Source organism: Paenibacillus sp. JJ-223, assembly GCF_927798175.1.
GTDB classification, from domain to species: domain Bacteria; phylum Bacillota; class Bacilli; order Paenibacillales; family Paenibacillaceae; genus Paenibacillus; species Paenibacillus hubeiensis.
On the sequence record NZ_CAKMMP010000002.1, the window covers coordinates 594830 to 613685 of the forward strand.

Consider the following 18856-nt stretch of genomic DNA (forward strand, 5'->3'; position numbering starts at 1 on the left):
ATTTCACCTCTTACGCATATGATCTTCGAGCGCGGATATATCCTGGTACCAGTCTTCCAACTGGTGACCTTCCGATTTGTGCTTTTTCAGTTTCTCTACTAGCAGTGCATCCAGATCCTTGAACGGAATACCAAGCCTGCGGCCCAATATGTACACGCTCATCATCAGACTGGCGAGACTGTCCCCGATTCGGGAGGTGCTGCCTTCCCATAACGCTTTGAACAATCGGGACACCTGGTCAAGCACTTCGGTCTTCAGCCATTCAATCACTTTAGCGCGTTTGGCTACATCCAGTTCTTTAGGCATATTAGCGAAAGTCACTCTCCCCGGAAAAAGCTTTATTCTCCATTATAGCATAAAAAGGGGGGTGTAAAAATGTTCCCCCTTGGCAATGCCCCAAGCTGTCTCCTTGGATAAGGTTATGCTTAACATGATACCGAAAAGCACGGATTATCCCTTTTCTGCAACCGATTTTTTCAAATGGATTTGGCCTTGAGCGTTTCCTTGGCAACGATGCCTTCACAATATTCGATAATTTGGCTGCGCCGCACAATGCCGATAAATCGTTCCATGTCATCCACGACGGGTACAAAGTTCTGAACTTTGGCCAGATTGATCAAATCCTCCATGTTGGCATTGATCGATACCGGCTTGATATCAAGCCGCAGCGGAACGTCCTTGAGCAAAAACTTTGAAGCGTTTTCAAATGAAATCTTCCCTTCGGAGTTCTTCATGTGCCACAACAAGTCGCCCTCAGTCACGGTACCGATATATTTGCCTTCCTTATTCAAAATGGGCACCGCCGTAAATCGATGATATTCCATCCGTTCCAACGTTTGCCTGAGTGTAGAATCCGACGTTACGCATGTTACCTCTTGCTTGGGCAATAGAAAAAATGCAATATTCATACCCTTGCGTGTCCTCCCTTGTCCTACATACTCAAAAGTTTCTCCAAACTTTATTATACGGGTTATAACACGTGATGTTCCAATCGGGGGAACTCCCTGCGAAAAAGAAAAAAAACAGCAGCCCGTAAAACACGCACTGCTGCCCTGTTCTCATCACACATCGCTGGTATAGAATGGTTGGATTACTCGATCTTCTGCCGATCGGGAATCATCAGTGAGCCGACTGGGGTCGATTCATCCATCCAGTTCGTAATCAGCTCTTTGGCATATTGGACATCCTTCTCATCGGCCTTGCCATAGTAGATGCCATCCTTGCGCATCCCCTCGCCGAGAATCGTAAAGCTGGAAATTTGCGGCTTCTCCTGGGTCAACACCTGTTTGGCCAGGTCAATGATGAAGGAAGGCTGCATATCGGTCTGAAAATTGTCTCCCATGATCTGCAGCAGCTCCGGAATCTTGCCAATTTGATTGAGATTAAGCATTTCGTTCGCCATGGCGTTCAGGAAAATCTGCTGCCGTTTGGTCCGGTTAAAGTCGCTATCCTCACGGTACCTCACGTAGTAAAGAGCTTCCTGACCATCATAGATGGGTTTGCCGCCTTCAATGGTGAACTGTACATGATCCGGGTTTTTGTTCACGATATCCTCTTCAATGGGCAGCTTAACGCCGCCAAGCGCATCGACCACTTTTCGGATTCCATCAAAATTGATCGTGGCATAGTACCCGACATCGGCATCTAAAAATTTCTCCACCGTATTGATGGACATATTCTCTCCGCCAAAAGCGTAAGCATGCGCGATCTTGTCGTAATCGTCTTCGCCATCCTTGTTAGCATCCCGCCCTACAATCTGTACATAGGTATCGCGCGGAATAGATACCAGCAGCACCCTTGACTCCTTTGGACGCACAACGGCATACATGACCGTGTCGGAGCGTCCGCGGGTTTTCTCATAGGCGCGCTTGTCGGACCCGAGCAGCAGCACGGAGAATGGTTTCTCGCGATATACGATCGGATCAGGCGTTTTATTGCCTTCCTGCGGTACGTATGATCTGGAGAGCGAGTCTTCGACCGTACCGGCCAGAAACAGATCGAATGCAGCCACAGCGAGCTGCTGGCGGAACAAATAACCGCCAACTAATAGTACGACGAGTGATAAGAGCGTTATATATAGGCCTTTTCTTTTTTTCTTTTTCTTCTCTTTAGTTCTTCTTGTCATTCGCGGATTCCTTCTTCACTCTCAAAATGAATTGCCAATCTACACTTAACCGCCTGGAATGCGTTCTGACACAATGTTGCCTGACGTCCCCCGTCCTGAAACAGGGTACCTTATGCTCGTTCTATTGTAAACACTGCTGCTTCGCGAAAAGTTACAATCTGGTTAAAAGAAAAGAACAGCTTTCCCTTCATGAACGAGCCTGTGGCCATTCGAATCCCTGTCCCTGCCTGAAAGGGAGAAGCAGATCAGTTGGATCAGCCTCGAATATTTCTTCAACAGGATTTGGAAATCCGAACACACGCGGATCAGAGAATGCTGCACTCGTATAGCAGATCGCTGTCCTTTCCATCCATATATGAAATGATACACCGGATTCAGCTGTTCGTCACGGCCTCGTTTGACTGAAGGCTTTTCTCCCGGCTGCGAATGCGTCCCGTAATCAGCGCCGCCACAAGCGTAAGCACACTGAAGATTACAGCCGACCAGAATAAGCCGCTATAACCCTGTCCGGTCGTCTGATGCACAGCCTTCAGCAGCGTATCGCGAATGCCCTGATCGGGGATTTGCGCCAGTCCCTCCGTCAGACTGGATACATCGCTGCTCGCGGCCCCTTCGGATGCGAATTGATCCATCATTTCCGGCTGGACCTGGATGCCTTTGTCGGTGAACGCATGCTGGACATTCGTGCCCAGGTTCGTAAACGAGCGAGCAAGGAAGCCGGCGAAAATCGTAGGCGCAATCGCCATGGCCATCTGGCGGAACAACGAACTGGTCGCTACGGCGATCCCCTTGTTGTTCTCGCCCGCTTGCTCCGTAACAAGCACATTCACGGGTGCTCCCAGCATCATGCCGAAGCCGATACCGACCAGCACGCTCGCAATGACGAACTGCCAGAGGTCTTCCACCCATAGCGGGAAGAGCAAGAAACCGACGGCAGACAGGAGACCCGCTACCGATAGCGTCCAGATCGGCCCTTTACGATCGACAAGGTACCCGCCGCCGCCCGCGCCGATGCCGGATGCAATGGCCAGCGGCGTAAACCAATAGCCGGAAGCCGTGTTGGACACGCCCAAATACTGCTCGACGAAACCAGGGATAAAGATGACCGATGCCAGAATGGCTCCGGAGAAGAACGCGATAAGCAGCGTCCAGCGAAAAGAAGCGATACCGAGAAGCCGCGTAGACACCACAGGCTCGCGGCGTGTTCCTTCCAGCCTTTTCTCAAGGTAGTAGAAAATAATCAGGATAGCGATGCCTCCGGCGAAGAATCCGTAAAACATAGGGGATACGATGCTCTCCAGCATGTTGACGCCATCCAGATTGCTGAAACTGTACATCAGACTGAGCACCCCGAGCGTTAGGACCGCTATGCCGCTCCAGTCTACAGCCGCTTTGTTGAGTTCCTGCTCCTCCTGGATATAACGGATGCCTGCCACAAACAATAGAATCGCAATCGGCACGTTAATGAGAAACAACCAATGCCAGTTGCCCGTAACATCCAGAATAAACGAACCGACGTTAGGCCCAAGAATGGCCGCGATGCCGTTCATGCCCCCCAGGATCCCCAAAGCGCTTCCTTGTCGTTCTGCCGGAAAACGGCTTAATACATAAGAGCTCGCAATGATAAATATCCCGCCGCCGCCAAGCGCTTGAATAACGCGAGATATCAGGAAAAACGTAAAGGACGTGCTCAAGGCGACGAGCAACGAGCCGATGCCAAACAGAGCAACCTCAATCAAAAACAGCTTCTTGCGGCCATAACGGTCCGACAGCTTGCCTGCAATGGGCACGCTGACTGCAAGGCCCAGCGTATACAACGTGATCGTCCACGCCCCCCATGTTGGCGTCACGCCGAACGAAGCGTTCAGCGTTGTAAGCGACGAAGTAATAATGCCGTTATCCAATGCTGCCATAAAAACGCCGACCGCGAATAAAATGAGCGGCCATTTCATCTGTCTTTGCATTTCGCTGCCTCCTGATTCATAAAGTAGGTTTCGTTCTCTTCCTTATACATGTATATTAAACGACAACAATCCAAAATGACTCATTGGTCATTTTAAAGCAAATGGAATTCCTATGTCAATTTATGAGTAATCCAATGAAAAATGCCCCCTTGGTTTCAATAACCTGGCGGCATTCTTGACGAGCTGCACGGGTTGCCCTTAACGAGAGCCGAACCCGTATACTCTATATATGTAGATTTGTTCACGTCCGCGCTGAAACTACTGCTTGCTCGTAAAGCCATAGTTCAATAATTTGCGCGTTTCCACAAAGCGCCCTTCCTGCGTCTCGCTGCCAAACACCACCGAGATCAGGCGCTTGCCGCTCCGTTCGGCCGTCCCGACAAAATGATATCCGTCCTCTTGATCAAATCCTGTCTTGAGGCCGTCTCCTCCGTCATAGGCATACGGCCCATCTATGGAAGGCAGCATCCAGTTGGTATTGCTGACGTACATGCCTTTCTGATTCATGGATACCTGAATTTGACTGGAGATCTTCAGAATTTCCGGATGATGGCGGATCAAATAATAGGCCAGGTTGCATGCATCAAGCGCCGTCATGGAGCTATCGCCTTGGATGGCATCAGGTCTATGGGGACCAAGGAGCTCCGTGTGCAGCCCTGTGGAGTTGGCAAAGTGCGTGCGTTCCGACAAACCGATCTCGGCCGCCTTGCGATTCATCGCATCCACGAAGGCAGACTCCGATCCGCCGATATGCTCGGCGAGCGCAATCGTTGCATCATTCGCCGAATACAGCGAAACAACATTGAACAGTTCGCGTACGGTGAACCGATCCCCTTGCTTCAACGATAACTGCTTCCCTCCAACCGAGCTCGCATATTGGCTGATGGCCACCGGATCGTCCCAGTTCACCTCACCATTGGAGATGGCATCCATCACCAGCAGTTCCGTCATGATTTTACTAATGCCTGCAGGGGATACTTGATTGGAACCATTATAATCGAGAATAATCTGTTTCGTTCCTGCATCCATCAACACGGCCGATGCAGCCTTGATGGCCGGCTTGCCTACCAACATGCCAGGCTGTATTCCTACATATATAATGACCAGCAAAGCTAGCAAAATGCTTGTCCGTTTCCAACGTTTTTTCACCGACGATCACCTCTTATAGATATAGACGAACGAAAGAGGCATTTTGTCTGCGATTTTTTTAAAAAAAGTTAAATTTTTTTTATCTTTTTGTTACCAATGCAAATTAAATAAAAAAACATGGACCCTGAACACCCGTGCAAGGCGTACAGAATCCATGTTATTCAAAGCTTTTACGCACAACCGATTTCATAAAGGACCCCAAATCCTAATCGGTGTTAAATCATCAGATGTAACCTTTTCCTGTAATTAAGGCACTTATAATTAAGAACATAATTTCAAGTGAAGTTACTGAGCTACTGCTGGTTTGTCTGCATTGACAGCCAAATCGCTCAGGTAGACTCCCGTACCATCGCCAATCGCATAGTTCATTACACGTTTGTTCACTGGAGACAACTCTGCACGGTACAGTGTTGGGAATACAGGCACTTCTTCAATCATGTATTCCTGCCATTGCTTGTAGATCTCTTTGCGTTTCTCTACGTCAAATGCTTCTGCGGACAATCCTTGTGCAAGCAGCTTGTCGTTTTCTTCGCTGGACCAGCGTGGGAAGTTATACAATGCGTCGCGTCCGTACAGACCGGATGGGTCAACGTCGATGCCGACGCTCCATGCCGCCTGGTAAACATCAACCGTAGGATCGTCTTTACCTGTGTTACCTACACGGTCATAGAAGTTGTTAAACTCAACCATTTCAAGGTTTACTTTCAGACCAATCGCTGCCCAAGATTGCACATAATAACGAGCCAGTGGTTCAGCTGTATCTCCACCGGTCATGGAGATGAAGTTGATTTCCAGCGGAGAGCCGTCCGGATTCGTACGGAACTCGCCATTCATTTTGTAACCTGCTTCATCCAAAAGTTTCTTTGCCGCTTCCGGATCGTAAGTTACGCCCGGGTTGGAGGCGTCATGGAATTCCGGATGGGATGGCGGAATCAGCGTTGTTGCATTCCAGCGCAGACCGTTGTAGAAACGTTTACCTACTTGATCGTTGTCTACAGCCAGCCACATTGCCTTACGCAGGTTTTTATCAGCCATTTTGGCATCTGGATTCGTCACGACTTTGCCGTTCTCGGCATCCCATGTTCCGAGTTTGAAACCGATGTATGTGTATGCCCGATCAATCATGCCGAGGTATTCCACATTGGACATGTCTGCATTGTCTTTGTACTGATCCGTCGGGAAGGAGTCTACCATGTCTACTCCTCCGGATTTAAGTTCCTGTACAACCGTTGTCGGGCTGATGACTTTCAACGTTACTTTATCCAGCTTCGGAGCGCCGCGCCAGTAGTCCTCGTTTTTCGTGTACACAACAGACTCGCCCGGAACGATGCTTTCCACTTTGAATGGACCGAAACCGATCGGTTTTTCGCGCACTGCTTTGGAAGAAGACATATCGGCTACATCCATGTCGCCAAAGATATGTTTCGCCAAAGGATATGTCCACACGCCGCCTGTCAGCAGGGACGGTGTAGCTTCTTTATACGTAATGCTGATTTTTTTGTCGCTCAGCACTTTGATGCCGGAAATGGTTTTGGCTTTTCCAGCATGAAACTCTTCCATGCCCACAATGCTTGTGAAGTTGGAATCGTAACGGGGACCGTCATAGCCTTTGCTTCCGATCACTTCATAAGCAAACTGCAGGTCTTCGGCGGTTACAGGCTTGCCGTCATGCCAATTTACGTTGTCGCGGATCGTCAACGTAAACGTTTTGCCGTCTTCGGACGTTTCGTAGGTTGCAGCGCCATCATTGGTATATACATAGTTGGCATCCCAAGTCAGAAGCCCTTCATCAAACCACTGCAGCACCTGGGAGTCCGGGTTACCCGAGTAGAAGTTATAGTTCAGAGTTCCCTCAAAAGCCGTATCAGATACGAGACCGAATGTAATTGAACCGCCTTCGATGGCCGTTCCTTCATTCGTTTTGACATTGCTGAAATCTTTGATGTTGTAAATGCCTTCTTCATTGGCAGGCTTCTCTTCGTTCTTGACCTCACCGGAATTGGCCGGAGGCGTTGTTGGCGTCGCCTCTTCCTTCTCTGAACTGCAGGCCGCAAGCACCAGTACAAAGACAAGCATCATGGTGAAAAAAATACCCCTTGAAAATAGTCCCTTCTTCATGAACCTTCCTCCCTTTTTTTAACCTCTTCTTTGTCTTGCATCCGTCGCACGCTTCAGAGCCTGACCGACATTATTTATACTCAACATCAGTACCAGAATCAGTAATGATGCAGGTAGCCATATCCACCATCTGGATTCCAGGGTTTGCGGATTTTGAGCATAGCTTACGAGAGTACCAAGACTTGGCGTGCTTTCGGGAAAGCCAAATCCCAGAAAGGACAGCCCGGATTCAAGGCCGATGTTTGCGGCCAGATTCAACGTCATCGTCACGATGATAATGGAGCTCAGATTCGGAAGAACCTGCGAAATCATGATTTTCAAGTGGGACGAACCCAAGGTTTTGGATGCTTTTACGTATTCCAGTTCCCTCTCTTGCAGCGCTTTGGAGCGGATCAATCTCGCAATCCCCATCCATAGAAATGCCGTCATAATTAACGAAAAGGAGACAATGCTATATTTAGGCACGGCGGTGACAAACGCAATAACGATCATCAACATCGGCAGGATCATGAAGAAATCAACCACACGCATGAAAATGTTATCGATGACACCTCCGAAGTAACCCGAGATCAATCCGAAGAAAATACCGATTGCACCCGTCATCAAGGTGACGAGAATGCCGATCGTCAACGAATTCCGAGTACCGATGATGAGCTGCCCGAACACGTCGCGGCCACCATAATCAGTACCTAACCAGTAGTCGGCGGAGGGCGGTTCATATAATGCGAACAGGTCTACCTTTACGATTTCGTCCTGATCAAGAATCAGAGCCGTCCCGTACACCAGAAGAATGACCACGCCCAAAAATATAAGTGAAATGAGTGCTATTTTATCCCTTACAATTTCCCTCCACAAGATGTTCATGCTTGAGGGGCTTTTATCCACTTTATGTGAGTTTACGACGATCTCGTTGGCCTTGCTCATTTGTTTTCACCCCGAAATGTTCAAGTTCTTACTTGATCCGAATGCGCGGATCGACAACGCCCAGAATAACGTCAGACAAAAGCGAACCCAAAATCGTAGCTATGCCGTATAAAAGAACAAGCGCGGTAACGACGCTGAAATCGCGAAGCGAGATGGAATTAAGGAACAATGAACCCATGCCCGGATAGCTGAAAATGCTCTCGATGAAAATGGTTCCTCCAATCAAGCCCGTAATTTCATAACCGAAAAACGCGGCAATCGGCAAAAGGGAGTTGCGCAAAATGTGTCTGTTGTAAACCCTCGATTCCGATGCGCCCTTGGCTCTCGCCGTAAGAACGAATTCCTTTTGCTTGATATCGATAATTTCGCTTCGCAAATATTGGACGGTAGATACCGTCGTGATCAGGGCCATGGAAAGGGCCGGCAATAACAAATGGTAGAACTTGCTCATCACATAACTGAATGTCCCCGGCGTTTGTCCCGGAGCCACGCTGCCTCCGGTCGGGAACCATCCGAAATGGAATCCGAAGATCCACAGCATCACCAGCGCAAAAATGAACAGCGGTGCGGCAAAGCCCAAATAGGTATACCCCGTAATCAAACGATCCGACCACGTGTCGTTGTATCGGCCGCTGATGATTCCGAGCGGAATGGCAATCAGGTACGTAAGGATCAGCGTTGCCAATGCCAGCCAGAACGTGTTGGCCACACGTTGGCCAATGAGGTCCATAACAGGCATTTTGAAACGGAAAGACTGTCCGAAATCGCCCTGCAAAGCATTCCGGATCCAATCCCAGTACTGCACGTACCAAGGATTGTTAAGCCCCAACCGTTCCCTCTGCTCCTCAAGTGCTTTCGGATCGACGCTTGGATCGAGCAGACCCGTTAGAGCGTCTCCCGGCATGGCCTTGGCCATCAGAAAAACGAGCAGACTGAGCAATATAATTTGGGGAATCATTATGAAAATTCTGCGTACGATTGTTTTCCACATATGGCCTTCAACCTTTCTGAGGGAGAGCTACACGGTGGGTATCCGAAATGGATCGCAGCGAGTAAGCCAGCCCTTCCTCATCAAAGAAATTTCGATAAGAATTCTCGTATTCGGATTTGACCTTCCGACGGAATGCAATCATTTCGTCCCGCTTGGTCGGATCCATATCCGGAATGGCCGCGATCAGCCGCTTCGTATAGATGTGCTGCGGATTCTCGAAAATATCCGCCGTCGTCCCCTGCTCCACGTAACGACCCTTATACATAATCCCGATTTGATCACACATGTGCCGGATAATACCGAGGTCATGGCTGATGAACAGATAAGTAAGATTCAGTTCCTTCTGAATGTCCTGCATAAAGTTAAGCACCTGCGCTTGGACCGACACGTCCAGAGCGGATACAGGCTCATCCGCAATAATGAGCTTCGGCCTCAGGGCAATCGCGCGGGCGATTCCGATCCGCTGCCGTTGGCCTCCGGAAAATTCATGAGGGTATTTGTATATCGATTCGGGGCTAAGCCCCACCTTTTCCAGCAAATCTCTGACTTGCGTCTTCTCCTCTGCAGGCGACAGCTTCTCGTAGTTGCGAAGCGGTTCAGCGATAATGTCCAGAACACGTTTCTTAGGGTTCAACGAAGAATACGGATCCTGGAAGATCATTTGCACGTCGCGCTGGAGCTGCCGATCTTTGCGTCGTTCTTTGGTAAGGTCCTTGCCGTTGAACAGAATCTTACCAGCAGTTACATGGTTCAGACCGATTACAGCCCGACCCGTCGTCGTCTTGCCTGAACCCGACTCCCCCACAAGTCCATATGTTTGCCCTTCTTCAATGGAGAAGCTTACATCGTCGACCGCCTTGATGCTTCCGATCTCTCTCCTGAACAGCCCCCCGCGAATCGGAAAATGAATTTTGAGTCCTTCTACTTCAAGTAGTGCCATGTTGTTATTCCTCCTTCGCCTGATCAGGGAAATGAAAGTGCTGGTAACAGGTACACCTTACAAAGTGACCTGGTGCAATTTCATGCAACTCCGGGTTGTCTTCGTGAGCCGCATCGTTAATCCATGGAATTCTGGATTTGAAACGACATCCTGTGCGAGGTAGGTTCTTTAATGAAGGGACGATGCCCTGAATGACGTGCAGTTTTGTTTTTTCTTCGGATAAAGTCGGAATGGAGTTTAATAAGGAACGTGTATATGGATGTTTGGCATTGCTCATCAATGTGTAGATATCTGCAATCTCAACAATTTCGCCCGCGTACATGACGGCCACTCGATCAGCCATTTCAGCCACTACGCCAAGATCATGGGTAATCAGGATGATCCCCGCATGAATCTCGTTCTTCAAATCCCGGATCAGTTCCAGAATCTGCAGCTGAATCGTTACGTCTAGCGCCGTTGTCGGTTCATCGGCAATTAACAACTCGGGTTTATTGGCTATCGCGATCGCGATGACCACCCTCTGCCGCATGCCCCCGGACAATTCGTGAGGATATTGCTTATATACATGTTCAGGGCGGGGAATGCCCACTTGATTAAGCAGGTCAATGACTCTGTCTTTCTTCTCTTTGGAAGATAGCTTCGGTTCATGCAAGGTCAGTATCTCTTCGATCTGATCGCCGATGACCATAAGAGGATTTAGTGCGGAAAGAGGATCTTGAAAAATCATGGCCATCTCTTTGCCGCGGAGTTTGTTCAATTTATTGGGTGGCAGGTTGGCGATATTCTCGCCTTTGTACAAAATTTCGCCTTCAATCTTGGCCTTGTTATGGAGACCCATAATCGAAAAGGCAAACGCGCTTTTGCCTGATCCGGATTCACCTACGATGGCAAGCACTTCGTTCTTTTTAACCTTTAGGTTAACATGATCCACCGCCGGGTAGTATTCATCTTCAATTCTGAATGACGTCGTTAGATTTCTGACTTCCAATAGTTCTGTATTCAACTCGATCACCCTAACCCCAAAATTTCCGCAGATCGCTTCGTTTCAAAGGATTCATTGGATGTATATTTCCATTTTCCAGAATCATATGAACGAAAGTCTATGCAAATTACCTTTTAATTGTAAAAAGAGCTATGAAAGCTCATTTAGACCGTTGGTCAATTAATGCTCACAATTCCTAGTGGGATTATACTGGAAAATAATTAATGTAATCATACGTGTAAATTTAGATGACGTCAATCATTATTTTGAGATTTTTGGTATAAATGTTTTCTATGCTACATATATGGGTATTTATTATGCATTAAAGGTAAAATAAAGGAAGGTTGTACGTAGAGGATGTCCCTTTTATGGGATTTATTACAATTTGATTGCAAGAAGTGTTATAAATATGACATTACTGTTACATCATATCCAATGTTCAAGCATCAGGAAATGTGGTTTTCTGTAACTTTCATGTTATGTTTCGTGCCAAAAATACATTTTTCTAAATTTGTCCATGTCAGGCGGACAGCAAACAATTTTATCCAAAACTTCTTTCTTTACGCCCTTCATCAGATGATTGTAAAAATCCTAGTTATTATAGTATATGTTCATTTATTTGCTGCTGTAAAGAATGAATTGTCAACTTTTATCATTTATTTTACAAAAGGTTGAAAAAAGTCCTGCAATAAGCAGGACTTTTTTAATATTTATGCGTTTATATCAATATTTATAATATCAATGTACTCCCTCTGTTGGCGGCCGCTTCCCACGCTTTAACTCGTTGATGCTTAAGCCAAAATCCATTTGCAAGTGAGGATAATCCGGGAAATTTGCCCAGTCCCCGCCCCAAGTGAATCCCAGCTCCTTGGCAATGTCCACCACTTCCATCCAATCCGCTTTACCGTTTCCGTTATCATCGCGTTCCATATCCCATACGATGTCTCCATCCGGCGTCCGAAGGGCAAAATCAATGGCCAGTCCATAATTATGATATGATTCTCCGCCGCGGGCATTCGTAACGATGTTCCCTGCCAAGGCTCTCCCTTGTTCAAAAAGCTGATCCTGTTCCTCTATACTGCGATACCCATGCGTGATGACAACTTCAATGCCGATTCGAGCCGCCTTACGCACAAGCAATTGCTCGCCTTCCACGACCTTGGGATGAAGACCAGTAATCGGTACCGCTGCTTGCTGTTTGCCTGGCCATATTTCATGCACGCGATCCTCTTCCTGGATCCATACGTAAACGACCGAAATCAGCAATGTGGCAACAATCCATGATCCAAGCCGCCCTTTCCGCTTTTGCTTCATTCTGCGCTTTGATTTATTCATAGATTCTCCTGATGTGTGTTCTTTCGTCCAACACTGCATTCATAGACTCTATTATTATAAAACATTTCGCTGCAAAATGCCTCTCGGCGCGATTAGCGAAGGATCTTCCCGAAATGCAAAAAAGCAGCCGGCGATTAAGCCGACTGCTTCGTATCCAAGCTGAGTAAATACTACTCAGTTGTGTATGGCAGCAATGCGATTTGACGGGAGCGTTTGATGGCAATCGTCAGCATGCGTTGATATTTAGCGCTAGTACCTGTTACACGGCGTGGCAAAATTTTTCCACGTTCGCTGATAAATTTACGGAGCAAGTCCGTATCTTTATAGTCGATGTGAGTGATTTTGTTCGCAGTGAAGAAGCACACTTTACGACGTTTGTTGCGGCCGCCGCGGCGAGCCGGTCTTTTATCGTTGTCTCCGCCTTCTCTTTGCTTGAAGCTCATGCTTTTCAGTCCTTTCCTATCGTTATTCCGCCAACTCGAATGAGAAGCGGTTCACGTTAAAATGGCAAATCATCATCCGATATGTCAATCGGTTTTCCGTCATCGGAAAAAGGATCCTGATTGTTACTGCGCGAATAGCTGTTGTTGTTGTTATTCGCACGTCCGCCGCCTCCGTAAGAAGGCTCCTCACGCATTTGTCCGCCACCGCCGCTATTGTTGCTATCGCGGTTAGACTCCAAGAAACGAACGTTATCGGCAATAACTTCGGTTACGTATACACGTTTACCTTCGTTATTTTCGTAATTTCGTACTTGAATGCGTCCTTCGACTGCAGCCAGACGCCCTTTGCGCAAATAGTTTGCACACGTCTCAGCAAGCTGTCTCCAGGTTACGACCGGAATGAAATCCGCTTCCCGCTCGCCTCCTTGGCTCGTAAACGGTCTGTCTACTGCCAAAGTAAATTGCGTAACTGCTACCCCAGCCGGAGTATAACGCAGTTCAGGGTCCCGAGTTAATCGGCCGATCAGAATGACACGGTTCAACAATGTAATCCCCTCCTTCAGAGCGTGTTAGGTACAATCATCACGGGTTGTCTTAAGCAACAACGTCGTTCGTAATGAGATAACGAATGACTTCGTCAGAAATTTTCATGAGACGCTCAAGTTCGTTAACAACTGCTGGTTCAGCAGTGAAGTTAACCAGAACGTAAACCCCATCACGGAATTTCTTGATCTCATACGCAAGACGGCGTTTACCCATAACGTCGTGAGCAGTAACCTCACCACCGCCGTTGGAGATGATGCCTTGGAATTTTTCGACTGTAGCTTGAACAACTTCTTGCTCAACGTCAGGACGAATAATGTACATCACTTCATATTTGCGCATAATTTTCACCTCCTTATGGACTTCGGCCCTCAATCCGAGTTGAGAGCAAGGAACGAGCACAAACTCGAACCATATTACTATAACAAAAACAACACCCGAATGCAAGCAAACGTTCCCTTTATTCTTTGCACATGATCAATTCCCGGTTGGAGCACACTATATGGGCAGCACGAACGACCATATTCAAGGAGGGAAGCACCATGGGTGAACGAACCGAGTTTGAACCTGGAGACAAGGCACCGAACGATGGTGAATATACGGAGGTTGGGGAGCGAAGTTTTCACACGGAGATCCAAAATCCTAAACGGGTAACGCTGAAAAAAGGCGAGCCTTTTCCCGAAACGAGCAATCACAATCGCAAATGGAAAAAGCTGACCAAGGCACGCGTGCATTAAGAGCAACTTTTTTTTCTGAGGGCTGTATATAATCCGTCAACATGCACATAATACAATTAGGCGATACACAAGAGAGGTGTGGTTCCGTTGGACTACGTAGCCGAACTTGATTGGTTCGTTGGAGATGCATCACGTAATATGAAGAAGCAAGTGGTAAGTGCGTAAGACCATTCGTCTGAAGCACGTGTATTGCTCAGCAGTACGCCAGGTTTCTGACCGTTACGACCGATTGTTTTCTAACTAAACGCTGTATCGCCTTAGAGAGCCCTTCGGGGCTCTTTATCTGTTTTTGCAGCTTTTCACGTTGTCCATAAGCTTAATATGAAAGATGAACCATCAGACTAAAACGAAAAGACCTTCCATTAAGGAAGGTCTTTATCTTCATTTGATAACGTTAGTAGTTAGTGGCGGAAAGGGTGGGATTCGAACCCACGCACGCTTTGACACGCCTAGCTGATTTCGAGTCAGCCCCCTTGGGCCTCTTGGGTACCTTTCCGCAGCAATACTGATTATAGCACAGTTAATCGGATATGGCAATAGCTTATCCAATTAATTTGTAATCGGCCATTGCTATGGCTGTACTGCATTCAATTACTCGTCCGTTTTAACCTCGGTTTCTTCTTCGGCAAGCGTAGAACGCAGTACTTTTTTCAGGCTTTTTTCAAATTTGGCTCTAGGAATCAGAACACTGTGCTTGCACCCCACGCACTTGATCCGGATATCCATGCCCATGCGAATGATTTCCATCTCATTGCTTCCGCATGGGTGCTGCTTCTTCATCTGCACGATATCGCCAAGTTGAAAAATTTTACGCTCCACCTCTTCCATCCCCCTCGTCCTTTTCCTGGGCTGAAGCAAACTCCAGCGCAGCCTGACTGCTGTTATCCCGGTATTCGAACATTTTTTTCACATCGCTCTGGATTTGGCGTTCCACCGATGCCCGCGAATTGGGCATACACTCGGCTACGATTCGCACTACATACTCTGAGGTCGTCATAGACTGAATGCCGAGCACATCAGGAACCTTGACGATATTGAGATCGCGGTCCTCGATGCCGGCGAGGGCCCTTTTTACAAGATGGACGGACTCATCCAAGCTCTGCTCTGCTTTCATTGGAATATCGACAACAGCAAGGGAGTTGGACATGGAGAAGTTCGTCACGCTCGCGATCGTACCATTAGGAATGATATGAACCTCACCCTGCCAGCTCACCAATTTAGTCGTTCTCAGACCAATCACTTCCACTGTTCCTTTGTAAGAGCCGGTCTGAATGACATCTCCCACGGCGAACTGATCTTCAAGAATAATGAAAAATCCGGTAATAACGTCCTTGACAAGGCCCTGAGCCCCGAACCCGATGGCAAGACCAAGCACGCCGGCACTAGCCAATAGCGGTCCTACCTTGACGTTCAGCTCCGACAGCACCAGCAATACCATAATAAAGTTACACGTAATGGAGGTCGCATTTTTAAGCAGCTCGCCAACCGTTACGAACCTCCGTGGATTCACGCGTATCCGTCCCTCTTGTTTGCGGGACATGGAACGGTCGATGATTCGATGCACTACCTTTATGGCAATACGCGTAAGAATGAAAATAATGATCAGACGAAGCGAACTGAACAGAATGCTCATCCACATTTCGCCATCGGTTAACTGGTTCCACAATTTATCTGTCCACCGGATAGCGGTCTGAACGGCTTCCTCCGACGTGGAGGTCGGTGGTTCTTTCGCAAATTCAAAGGGCAACATGATGACTCCCTCCTCTACATCGGTATGTTATCATAGCTTGTTTCATTTTTGAAATAGAGGCCCCTGATCTCGACGAATTCATTGCGAATGATCTGCTGAACTCTGGCAAGATCCTCTTTGGGGAATTGGATGCATAATGCGCAGCCTGCCGTAATTTCCTTCGGCGTTGGAAACAAATCAATTTCGATCTCCGCAAACTCAAGCAGCATCTCTGCCCTCAGCGCCTGCTGGGTCGAATCAAAAGCAATAAGCAGCCAATCATCCAACCATTCGTCCATGTTCGATCCCTCCAAAAAAGCCTGACTGACAAAGTATAAAATCTTCTATCCTTCCATATACTGATACTACCATTTCAAGGGGAGAGGATAGATCCTATGAATCCAACTTCACATTCCTTTTCGTCTCATGATACCACCAGTCTAAAGATTTCGCATACTGATCCTGGCGCCCGCTCCGCTATTATCCACCGTTTAATGTTCCATCTATACAAAGCCCATTCCCTGCGAAATGTCGTCGTGGTATGCATCGGCACCGATCGCTCAACCGGCGATTGCCTTGGCCCGCTTGTGGGTTCGTCCCTGTCGAAATGGGACAGCCCCCTCTTTCACCTATATGGGACCCTCGACGAGCCTGTGCATGCCATGAACTTGCAGGATACGTTGAATAAAATCAACGCAGCCCATCACAATCCCTACATTATTGCCGTCGATGCCTGTCTGGGACAATCATCCAGCGTTGGATGCATTCAAGTCGTTAACGGTCCATTAAAGCCTGGAGCAGGCGTAAATAAAGAATTACCGCCGGTCGGCGATATCCATCTTGCTGGTATCGTTAACGTCGGCGGTTTCATGGAATACTTTGTTTTACAGAACACCCGGCTGAGCCTTGTCATGCGTATGTCCGAAATGATCGCCAGCAGCTTGTATTCCGCCATTCGCGAATGGCATACCCGTTCTACTCTGCTTGCTGTGCGAGACTGATAGCTTCCTTTTCCTCCGGGGATAGGGTATACGAGGATTCTCCCCCTTTAAGAGGTTTAGCGTACACATAAGAACCATCACGGTTAAAAATGCCCGTTAATACCATGCCATCTTGGCTGTCGTTGATCATGGCCACGGAGAAGCTGAGATCGCCGCCGTTTCCGCCAAAGGCATTGTACCGTTTTACGCCAACCTTGCTCTGGATGCGGGCCAGTTTCTGCGTAATCGTCTGCAACTGGTTCGTTTGCATCTGATGCCCATCCTCAATGCTATCCATTTGGATTTTGAGGTTGATCAGCAATGACTCCAAATCCTCGACGCCGCTGCCGGCCATCATTGCTTCGTATTTTCGCTTGAACTTTCGAAGTCTTGCTCCTTGGGCAATGCTCACAATCAATAAAATTACCGTCAATAATGCCAATCCGCCAATAATCCATAGCAGCTGTTCCAGAATCAGCTCGTTTATTTCAGCCATGTAGTGTAACTACCCCTCTGTTTGTTCAAATTCATGTTTGCGTCTGTTGCATCAAGACGGTATCCCACATGTTCCTATTGTTGCCTGGCGGCATTCCATTCCCTAGATTAACCTAACCCTCTTCTTCTAATCAACCCGAAAATTGTAACATGTAAACACCAAAAAGATACAAATATGGAAATCCACGCGGCGAATTTCGTATTATAAAGGTGTCTTTCAGGTGAAAAGTCGTCCCTAGTCTACTCTTATTCCATGTTTGCCAGCTCTTGTACAGCCTCGATGAGGGCATTCACCTCATCCTTTGTAGTACTGTATCCCACGCTTGCCCGTACGGCTCCACTTGCCGTCGTCCCCGCCGATTCATGCGCAAGCGGGCTGCAATGGAATCCTGCCCTTACGGCAATGCCGAAGCGCCGGTCAAGTTGAAATGCCAATTGGGCCGAATCGCAGCCTTCTAGGGTAAAGGATAACAAGCCTGTGCGTGGTTGATCAAGTTTCGGTCCCAGCATGTGTATGCCTTTAATCGAAGACAGTCCATTCATCATATGCTGAATGAGTCCCCATTCATGCTGGTATATTTGTGCCGGATCCAAGGAGGATACATGCCTCACACCTGCCTCCAATCCGGCTATGCCCACCGTATTCGGCGTTCCGGCTTCATATCGGTCCGGCCGAATAAGGGGTTGTTCAATGGCTTCGGACTGGCTCCCCGTTCCCCCGTGGATCAAAGGCTGCACATCGAGTTCCGGACCTATGTAGAGTCCACCCGTACCCTGTGGGCCGAGAAGTCCCTTGTGCCCGGGAAATGCAAGCATATCGATCTCCAACTGCCGTACGTTCAAAGGCAAAATTCCAGCGCTTTGAGCGGCATCTACAAGCAATGTCGCCTTATGTTTATGAGCGAGCAGCGCAATCTCGCCGATAGGAAGTATGCTCCCGAGCAAGTTCGAACTATGCGTGCACACGACCAGCCTGGTGTTAGGTTTGAACATGCGCTGCATTTGCGCTAAATCAACATCGCCGTTCTGATCGACACCAACATAATCCACCTCAACACAGCGAGTCCGCCGTAAATACTCCAGCGGTCGCCGTACCGAATTATGCTCGGCCATCGTCGCAATGACATGATCCCCATGACGAACCCATCCTTGGATGGCGATGTTTAACGCTTCCGTTGTATTTGCTGTAAACGAGATATCGTTGGCATTATGAATGCCCAACAAGTTGGCTATTGACTTTCTGGCCCCAAACAGCACCCGGCTTGCCTGAACGGCCATGCGGTGGCTCCCTCTTCCGGGGTTGGCCCCGGATTGTTGCAAGGCATTCACCATGGCTTCTGCAACGGCTGGCGGCTTCGGCCATGATGTCGCGGCATGATCAAGATATATAATGTCTTGCAC

21 protein-coding genes and 1 tRNA gene are annotated in these 18856 nt (G+C 48.1%); 2 read left to right on the plus strand and 20 right to left on the minus strand.

Annotated elements, in window-relative coordinates; genetic code table 11:
- Window positions 1–3 precede the first annotated feature (3 nt).
- The 14 genes from L6H98_RS06180 to rpsF form a co-directional block, all read right to left on the minus strand.
- Window positions 4–306 (minus strand): MazG-like family protein, encoded by a 303-nt coding sequence (locus L6H98_RS06180; RefSeq protein ID WP_236413646.1) that lies wholly within the window; start codon window positions 304–306, stop codon window positions 4–6.
- A gap of 170 nt (window positions 307–476) precedes the next feature.
- The gene (locus tag L6H98_RS06185) at window positions 477–908 is read right to left on the minus strand and encodes a CBS domain-containing protein (protein WP_236413647.1); all 432 of its coding nucleotides are present in this window, start codon (window positions 906–908) and stop codon (window positions 477–479) included.
- 182 nt (window positions 909–1090) lie between these two features.
- Complete coding sequence (locus L6H98_RS06190) at window positions 1091–2125, minus strand: LCP family protein (RefSeq protein WP_236413648.1); 1035 nt, start codon at window positions 2123–2125, stop codon at window positions 1091–1093.
- Window positions 2126–2499: 374 nt separating this feature from the next.
- Window positions 2500–4089, minus strand: coding sequence for an MFS transporter (locus L6H98_RS06195; RefSeq protein WP_236413649.1), 1590 nt, complete (start codon window positions 4087–4089; stop codon window positions 2500–2502).
- A 258-nt stretch (window positions 4090–4347) separates the two neighbouring features.
- Window positions 4348–5238 carry a D-alanyl-D-alanine carboxypeptidase family protein gene (locus L6H98_RS06200; protein WP_236413650.1) on the minus strand — a complete coding sequence of 297 codons (891 nt, stop codon included), beginning with the start codon at window positions 5236–5238 and terminating at the stop codon, window positions 4348–4350.
- A gap of 285 nt (window positions 5239–5523) precedes the next feature.
- Window positions 5524–7356 carry an oligopeptide ABC transporter substrate-binding protein gene (locus tag L6H98_RS06205; RefSeq protein ID WP_236413651.1) on the minus strand — a complete coding sequence of 611 codons (1833 nt, stop codon included), beginning with the start codon at window positions 7354–7356 and terminating at the stop codon, window positions 5524–5526.
- Window positions 7357–7374: 18 nt separating this feature from the next.
- On the minus strand, window positions 7375–8280 hold the full coding sequence (locus tag L6H98_RS06210) for an ABC transporter permease (RefSeq protein WP_236413652.1): 906 nt from the start codon (window positions 8278–8280) through the stop codon (window positions 7375–7377).
- A gap of 28 nt (window positions 8281–8308) precedes the next feature.
- Entirely contained in the window at window positions 8309–9271 is a 963-nt protein-coding gene (gene opp4B, locus L6H98_RS06215; RefSeq protein WP_236413653.1) for an oligopeptide ABC transporter permease, read from the minus strand.
- 7 nt (window positions 9272–9278) lie between these two features.
- A complete protein-coding gene (locus tag L6H98_RS06220) occupies window positions 9279–10211 on the minus strand; it encodes an ATP-binding cassette domain-containing protein (protein WP_236413654.1) in 933 nt (310 codons plus the stop codon).
- Between the two features lie 4 nt (window positions 10212–10215).
- Entirely contained in the window at window positions 10216–11214 is a 999-nt protein-coding gene (locus tag L6H98_RS06225; protein ID WP_236413656.1) for an ABC transporter ATP-binding protein, read from the minus strand.
- Between the two features lie 717 nt (window positions 11215–11931).
- Entirely contained in the window at window positions 11932–12528 is a 597-nt protein-coding gene (locus L6H98_RS06230; RefSeq protein ID WP_236413658.1) for a M15 family metallopeptidase, read from the minus strand.
- 170 nt (window positions 12529–12698) lie between these two features.
- A complete protein-coding gene (rpsR, locus tag L6H98_RS06235) occupies window positions 12699–12971 on the minus strand; it encodes a 30S ribosomal protein S18 (RefSeq protein ID WP_062327715.1) in 273 nt (90 codons plus the stop codon).
- 56 nt (window positions 12972–13027) lie between these two features.
- A complete protein-coding gene (ssb, locus tag L6H98_RS06240; RefSeq protein WP_236413659.1) occupies window positions 13028–13516 on the minus strand; it encodes a single-stranded DNA-binding protein in 489 nt (162 codons plus the stop codon).
- A gap of 49 nt (window positions 13517–13565) precedes the next feature.
- A complete protein-coding gene (gene rpsF / locus L6H98_RS06245; protein ID WP_236413660.1) occupies window positions 13566–13856 on the minus strand; it encodes a 30S ribosomal protein S6 in 291 nt (96 codons plus the stop codon).
- A gap of 200 nt (window positions 13857–14056) precedes the next feature.
- Here rpsF and L6H98_RS06250 point away from each other — a divergent pair, with 200 nt between their 5' ends.
- Entirely contained in the window at window positions 14057–14251 is a 195-nt protein-coding gene (locus L6H98_RS06250) for a YjzC family protein (RefSeq protein WP_236413661.1), read from the plus strand.
- 405 nt (window positions 14252–14656) lie between these two features.
- Here L6H98_RS06250 and L6H98_RS06255 read toward each other — a convergent pair.
- The 4 genes from L6H98_RS06255 to L6H98_RS06270 all read right to left on the minus strand — a co-directional run bounded on the left by L6H98_RS06255 (window position 14657) and on the right by L6H98_RS06270 (window position 16279).
- Window positions 14657–14747 (minus strand) — tRNA-Ser (locus tag L6H98_RS06255).
- A 95-nt stretch (window positions 14748–14842) separates the two neighbouring features.
- Entirely contained in the window at window positions 14843–15070 is a 228-nt protein-coding gene (locus L6H98_RS06260; protein ID WP_236413663.1) for a DUF951 domain-containing protein, read from the minus strand.
- Window positions 15060–16001, minus strand: coding sequence for a mechanosensitive ion channel family protein (locus tag L6H98_RS06265; protein WP_236413666.1), 942 nt, complete (start codon window positions 15999–16001; stop codon window positions 15060–15062). The genes L6H98_RS06260 and L6H98_RS06265 overlap by 11 nt, the downstream gene beginning before the upstream one ends.
- Window positions 16002–16015: 14 nt before the next feature.
- Complete coding sequence (locus tag L6H98_RS06270; RefSeq protein WP_236413668.1) at window positions 16016–16279, minus strand: DUF3343 domain-containing protein; 264 nt, start codon at window positions 16277–16279, stop codon at window positions 16016–16018.
- A gap of 96 nt (window positions 16280–16375) precedes the next feature.
- Between L6H98_RS06270 and yyaC the strand changes: the two genes are divergently transcribed.
- On the plus strand, window positions 16376–16981 hold the full coding sequence (gene yyaC / locus L6H98_RS06275) for a spore protease YyaC (RefSeq protein ID WP_236413670.1): 606 nt from the start codon (window positions 16376–16378) through the stop codon (window positions 16979–16981).
- On the opposite strand, the gene L6H98_RS06280 is transcribed toward yyaC, so the two are convergent.
- Complete coding sequence (locus tag L6H98_RS06280) at window positions 16956–17456, minus strand: DUF4446 family protein (RefSeq protein ID WP_236413671.1); 501 nt, start codon at window positions 17454–17456, stop codon at window positions 16956–16958. The genes yyaC and L6H98_RS06280 overlap by 26 nt on opposite strands.
- Window positions 17457–17701: 245 nt before the next feature.
- Window positions 17702–18856 (minus strand): aminotransferase class V-fold PLP-dependent enzyme, encoded by a 1155-nt coding sequence (locus L6H98_RS06285; RefSeq protein ID WP_236413760.1) that lies wholly within the window; start codon window positions 18854–18856, stop codon window positions 17702–17704.

Bases quoted from the DNA above. Each gene is read 5' to 3' on its own strand.
- rpsR (WP_062327715.1), bottom strand. From the start codon at position 12,971: ATGAGCTTCAAGCAAAGAGAAGGCGGAGACAACGATAAAAGACCGGCT.
- L6H98_RS06250 (WP_236413661.1), top strand. From the start codon at position 14,057: ATGGGTGAACGAACCGAGTTTGAACCTGGAGACAAGGCACCGAACGAT.
- L6H98_RS06190 (WP_236413648.1), bottom strand. From the start codon at position 2,125: ATGACAAGAAGAACTAAAGAGAAGAAAAAGAAAAAAAGAAAAGGCCTA.
- L6H98_RS06220 (WP_236413654.1), bottom strand. From the start codon at position 10,211: ATGGCACTACTTGAAGTAGAAGGACTCAAAATTCATTTTCCGATTCGC.
- L6H98_RS06230 (WP_236413658.1), bottom strand. From the start codon at position 12,528: ATGAATAAATCAAAGCGCAGAATGAAGCAAAAGCGGAAAGGGCGGCTT.
- opp4B (WP_236413653.1), bottom strand. From the start codon at position 9,271: ATGTGGAAAACAATCGTACGCAGAATTTTCATAATGATTCCCCAAATT.
- L6H98_RS06280 (WP_236413671.1), bottom strand. From the start codon at position 17,456: ATGGCTGAAATAAACGAGCTGATTCTGGAACAGCTGCTATGGATTATT.
- L6H98_RS06185 (WP_236413647.1), bottom strand. From the start codon at position 908: ATGAATATTGCATTTTTTCTATTGCCCAAGCAAGAGGTAACATGCGTA.
- L6H98_RS06270 (WP_236413668.1), bottom strand. From the start codon at position 16,279: ATGGACGAATGGTTGGATGATTGGCTGCTTATTGCTTTTGATTCGACC.
- L6H98_RS06180 (WP_236413646.1), bottom strand. From the start codon at position 306: ATGCCTAAAGAACTGGATGTAGCCAAACGCGCTAAAGTGATTGAATGG.
- L6H98_RS06210 (WP_236413652.1), bottom strand. From the start codon at position 8,280: ATGAGCAAGGCCAACGAGATCGTCGTAAACTCACATAAAGTGGATAAA.
- rpsF (WP_236413660.1), bottom strand. From the start codon at position 13,856: ATGCGCAAATATGAAGTGATGTACATTATTCGTCCTGACGTTGAGCAA.
- L6H98_RS06265 (WP_236413666.1), bottom strand. From the start codon at position 16,001: ATGTTGCCCTTTGAATTTGCGAAAGAACCACCGACCTCCACGTCGGAG.
- L6H98_RS06195 (WP_236413649.1), bottom strand. From the start codon at position 4,089: ATGCAAAGACAGATGAAATGGCCGCTCATTTTATTCGCGGTCGGCGTT.
- yyaC (WP_236413670.1), top strand. From the start codon at position 16,376: ATGAATCCAACTTCACATTCCTTTTCGTCTCATGATACCACCAGTCTA.
- L6H98_RS06205 (WP_236413651.1), bottom strand. From the start codon at position 7,356: ATGAAGAAGGGACTATTTTCAAGGGGTATTTTTTTCACCATGATGCTT.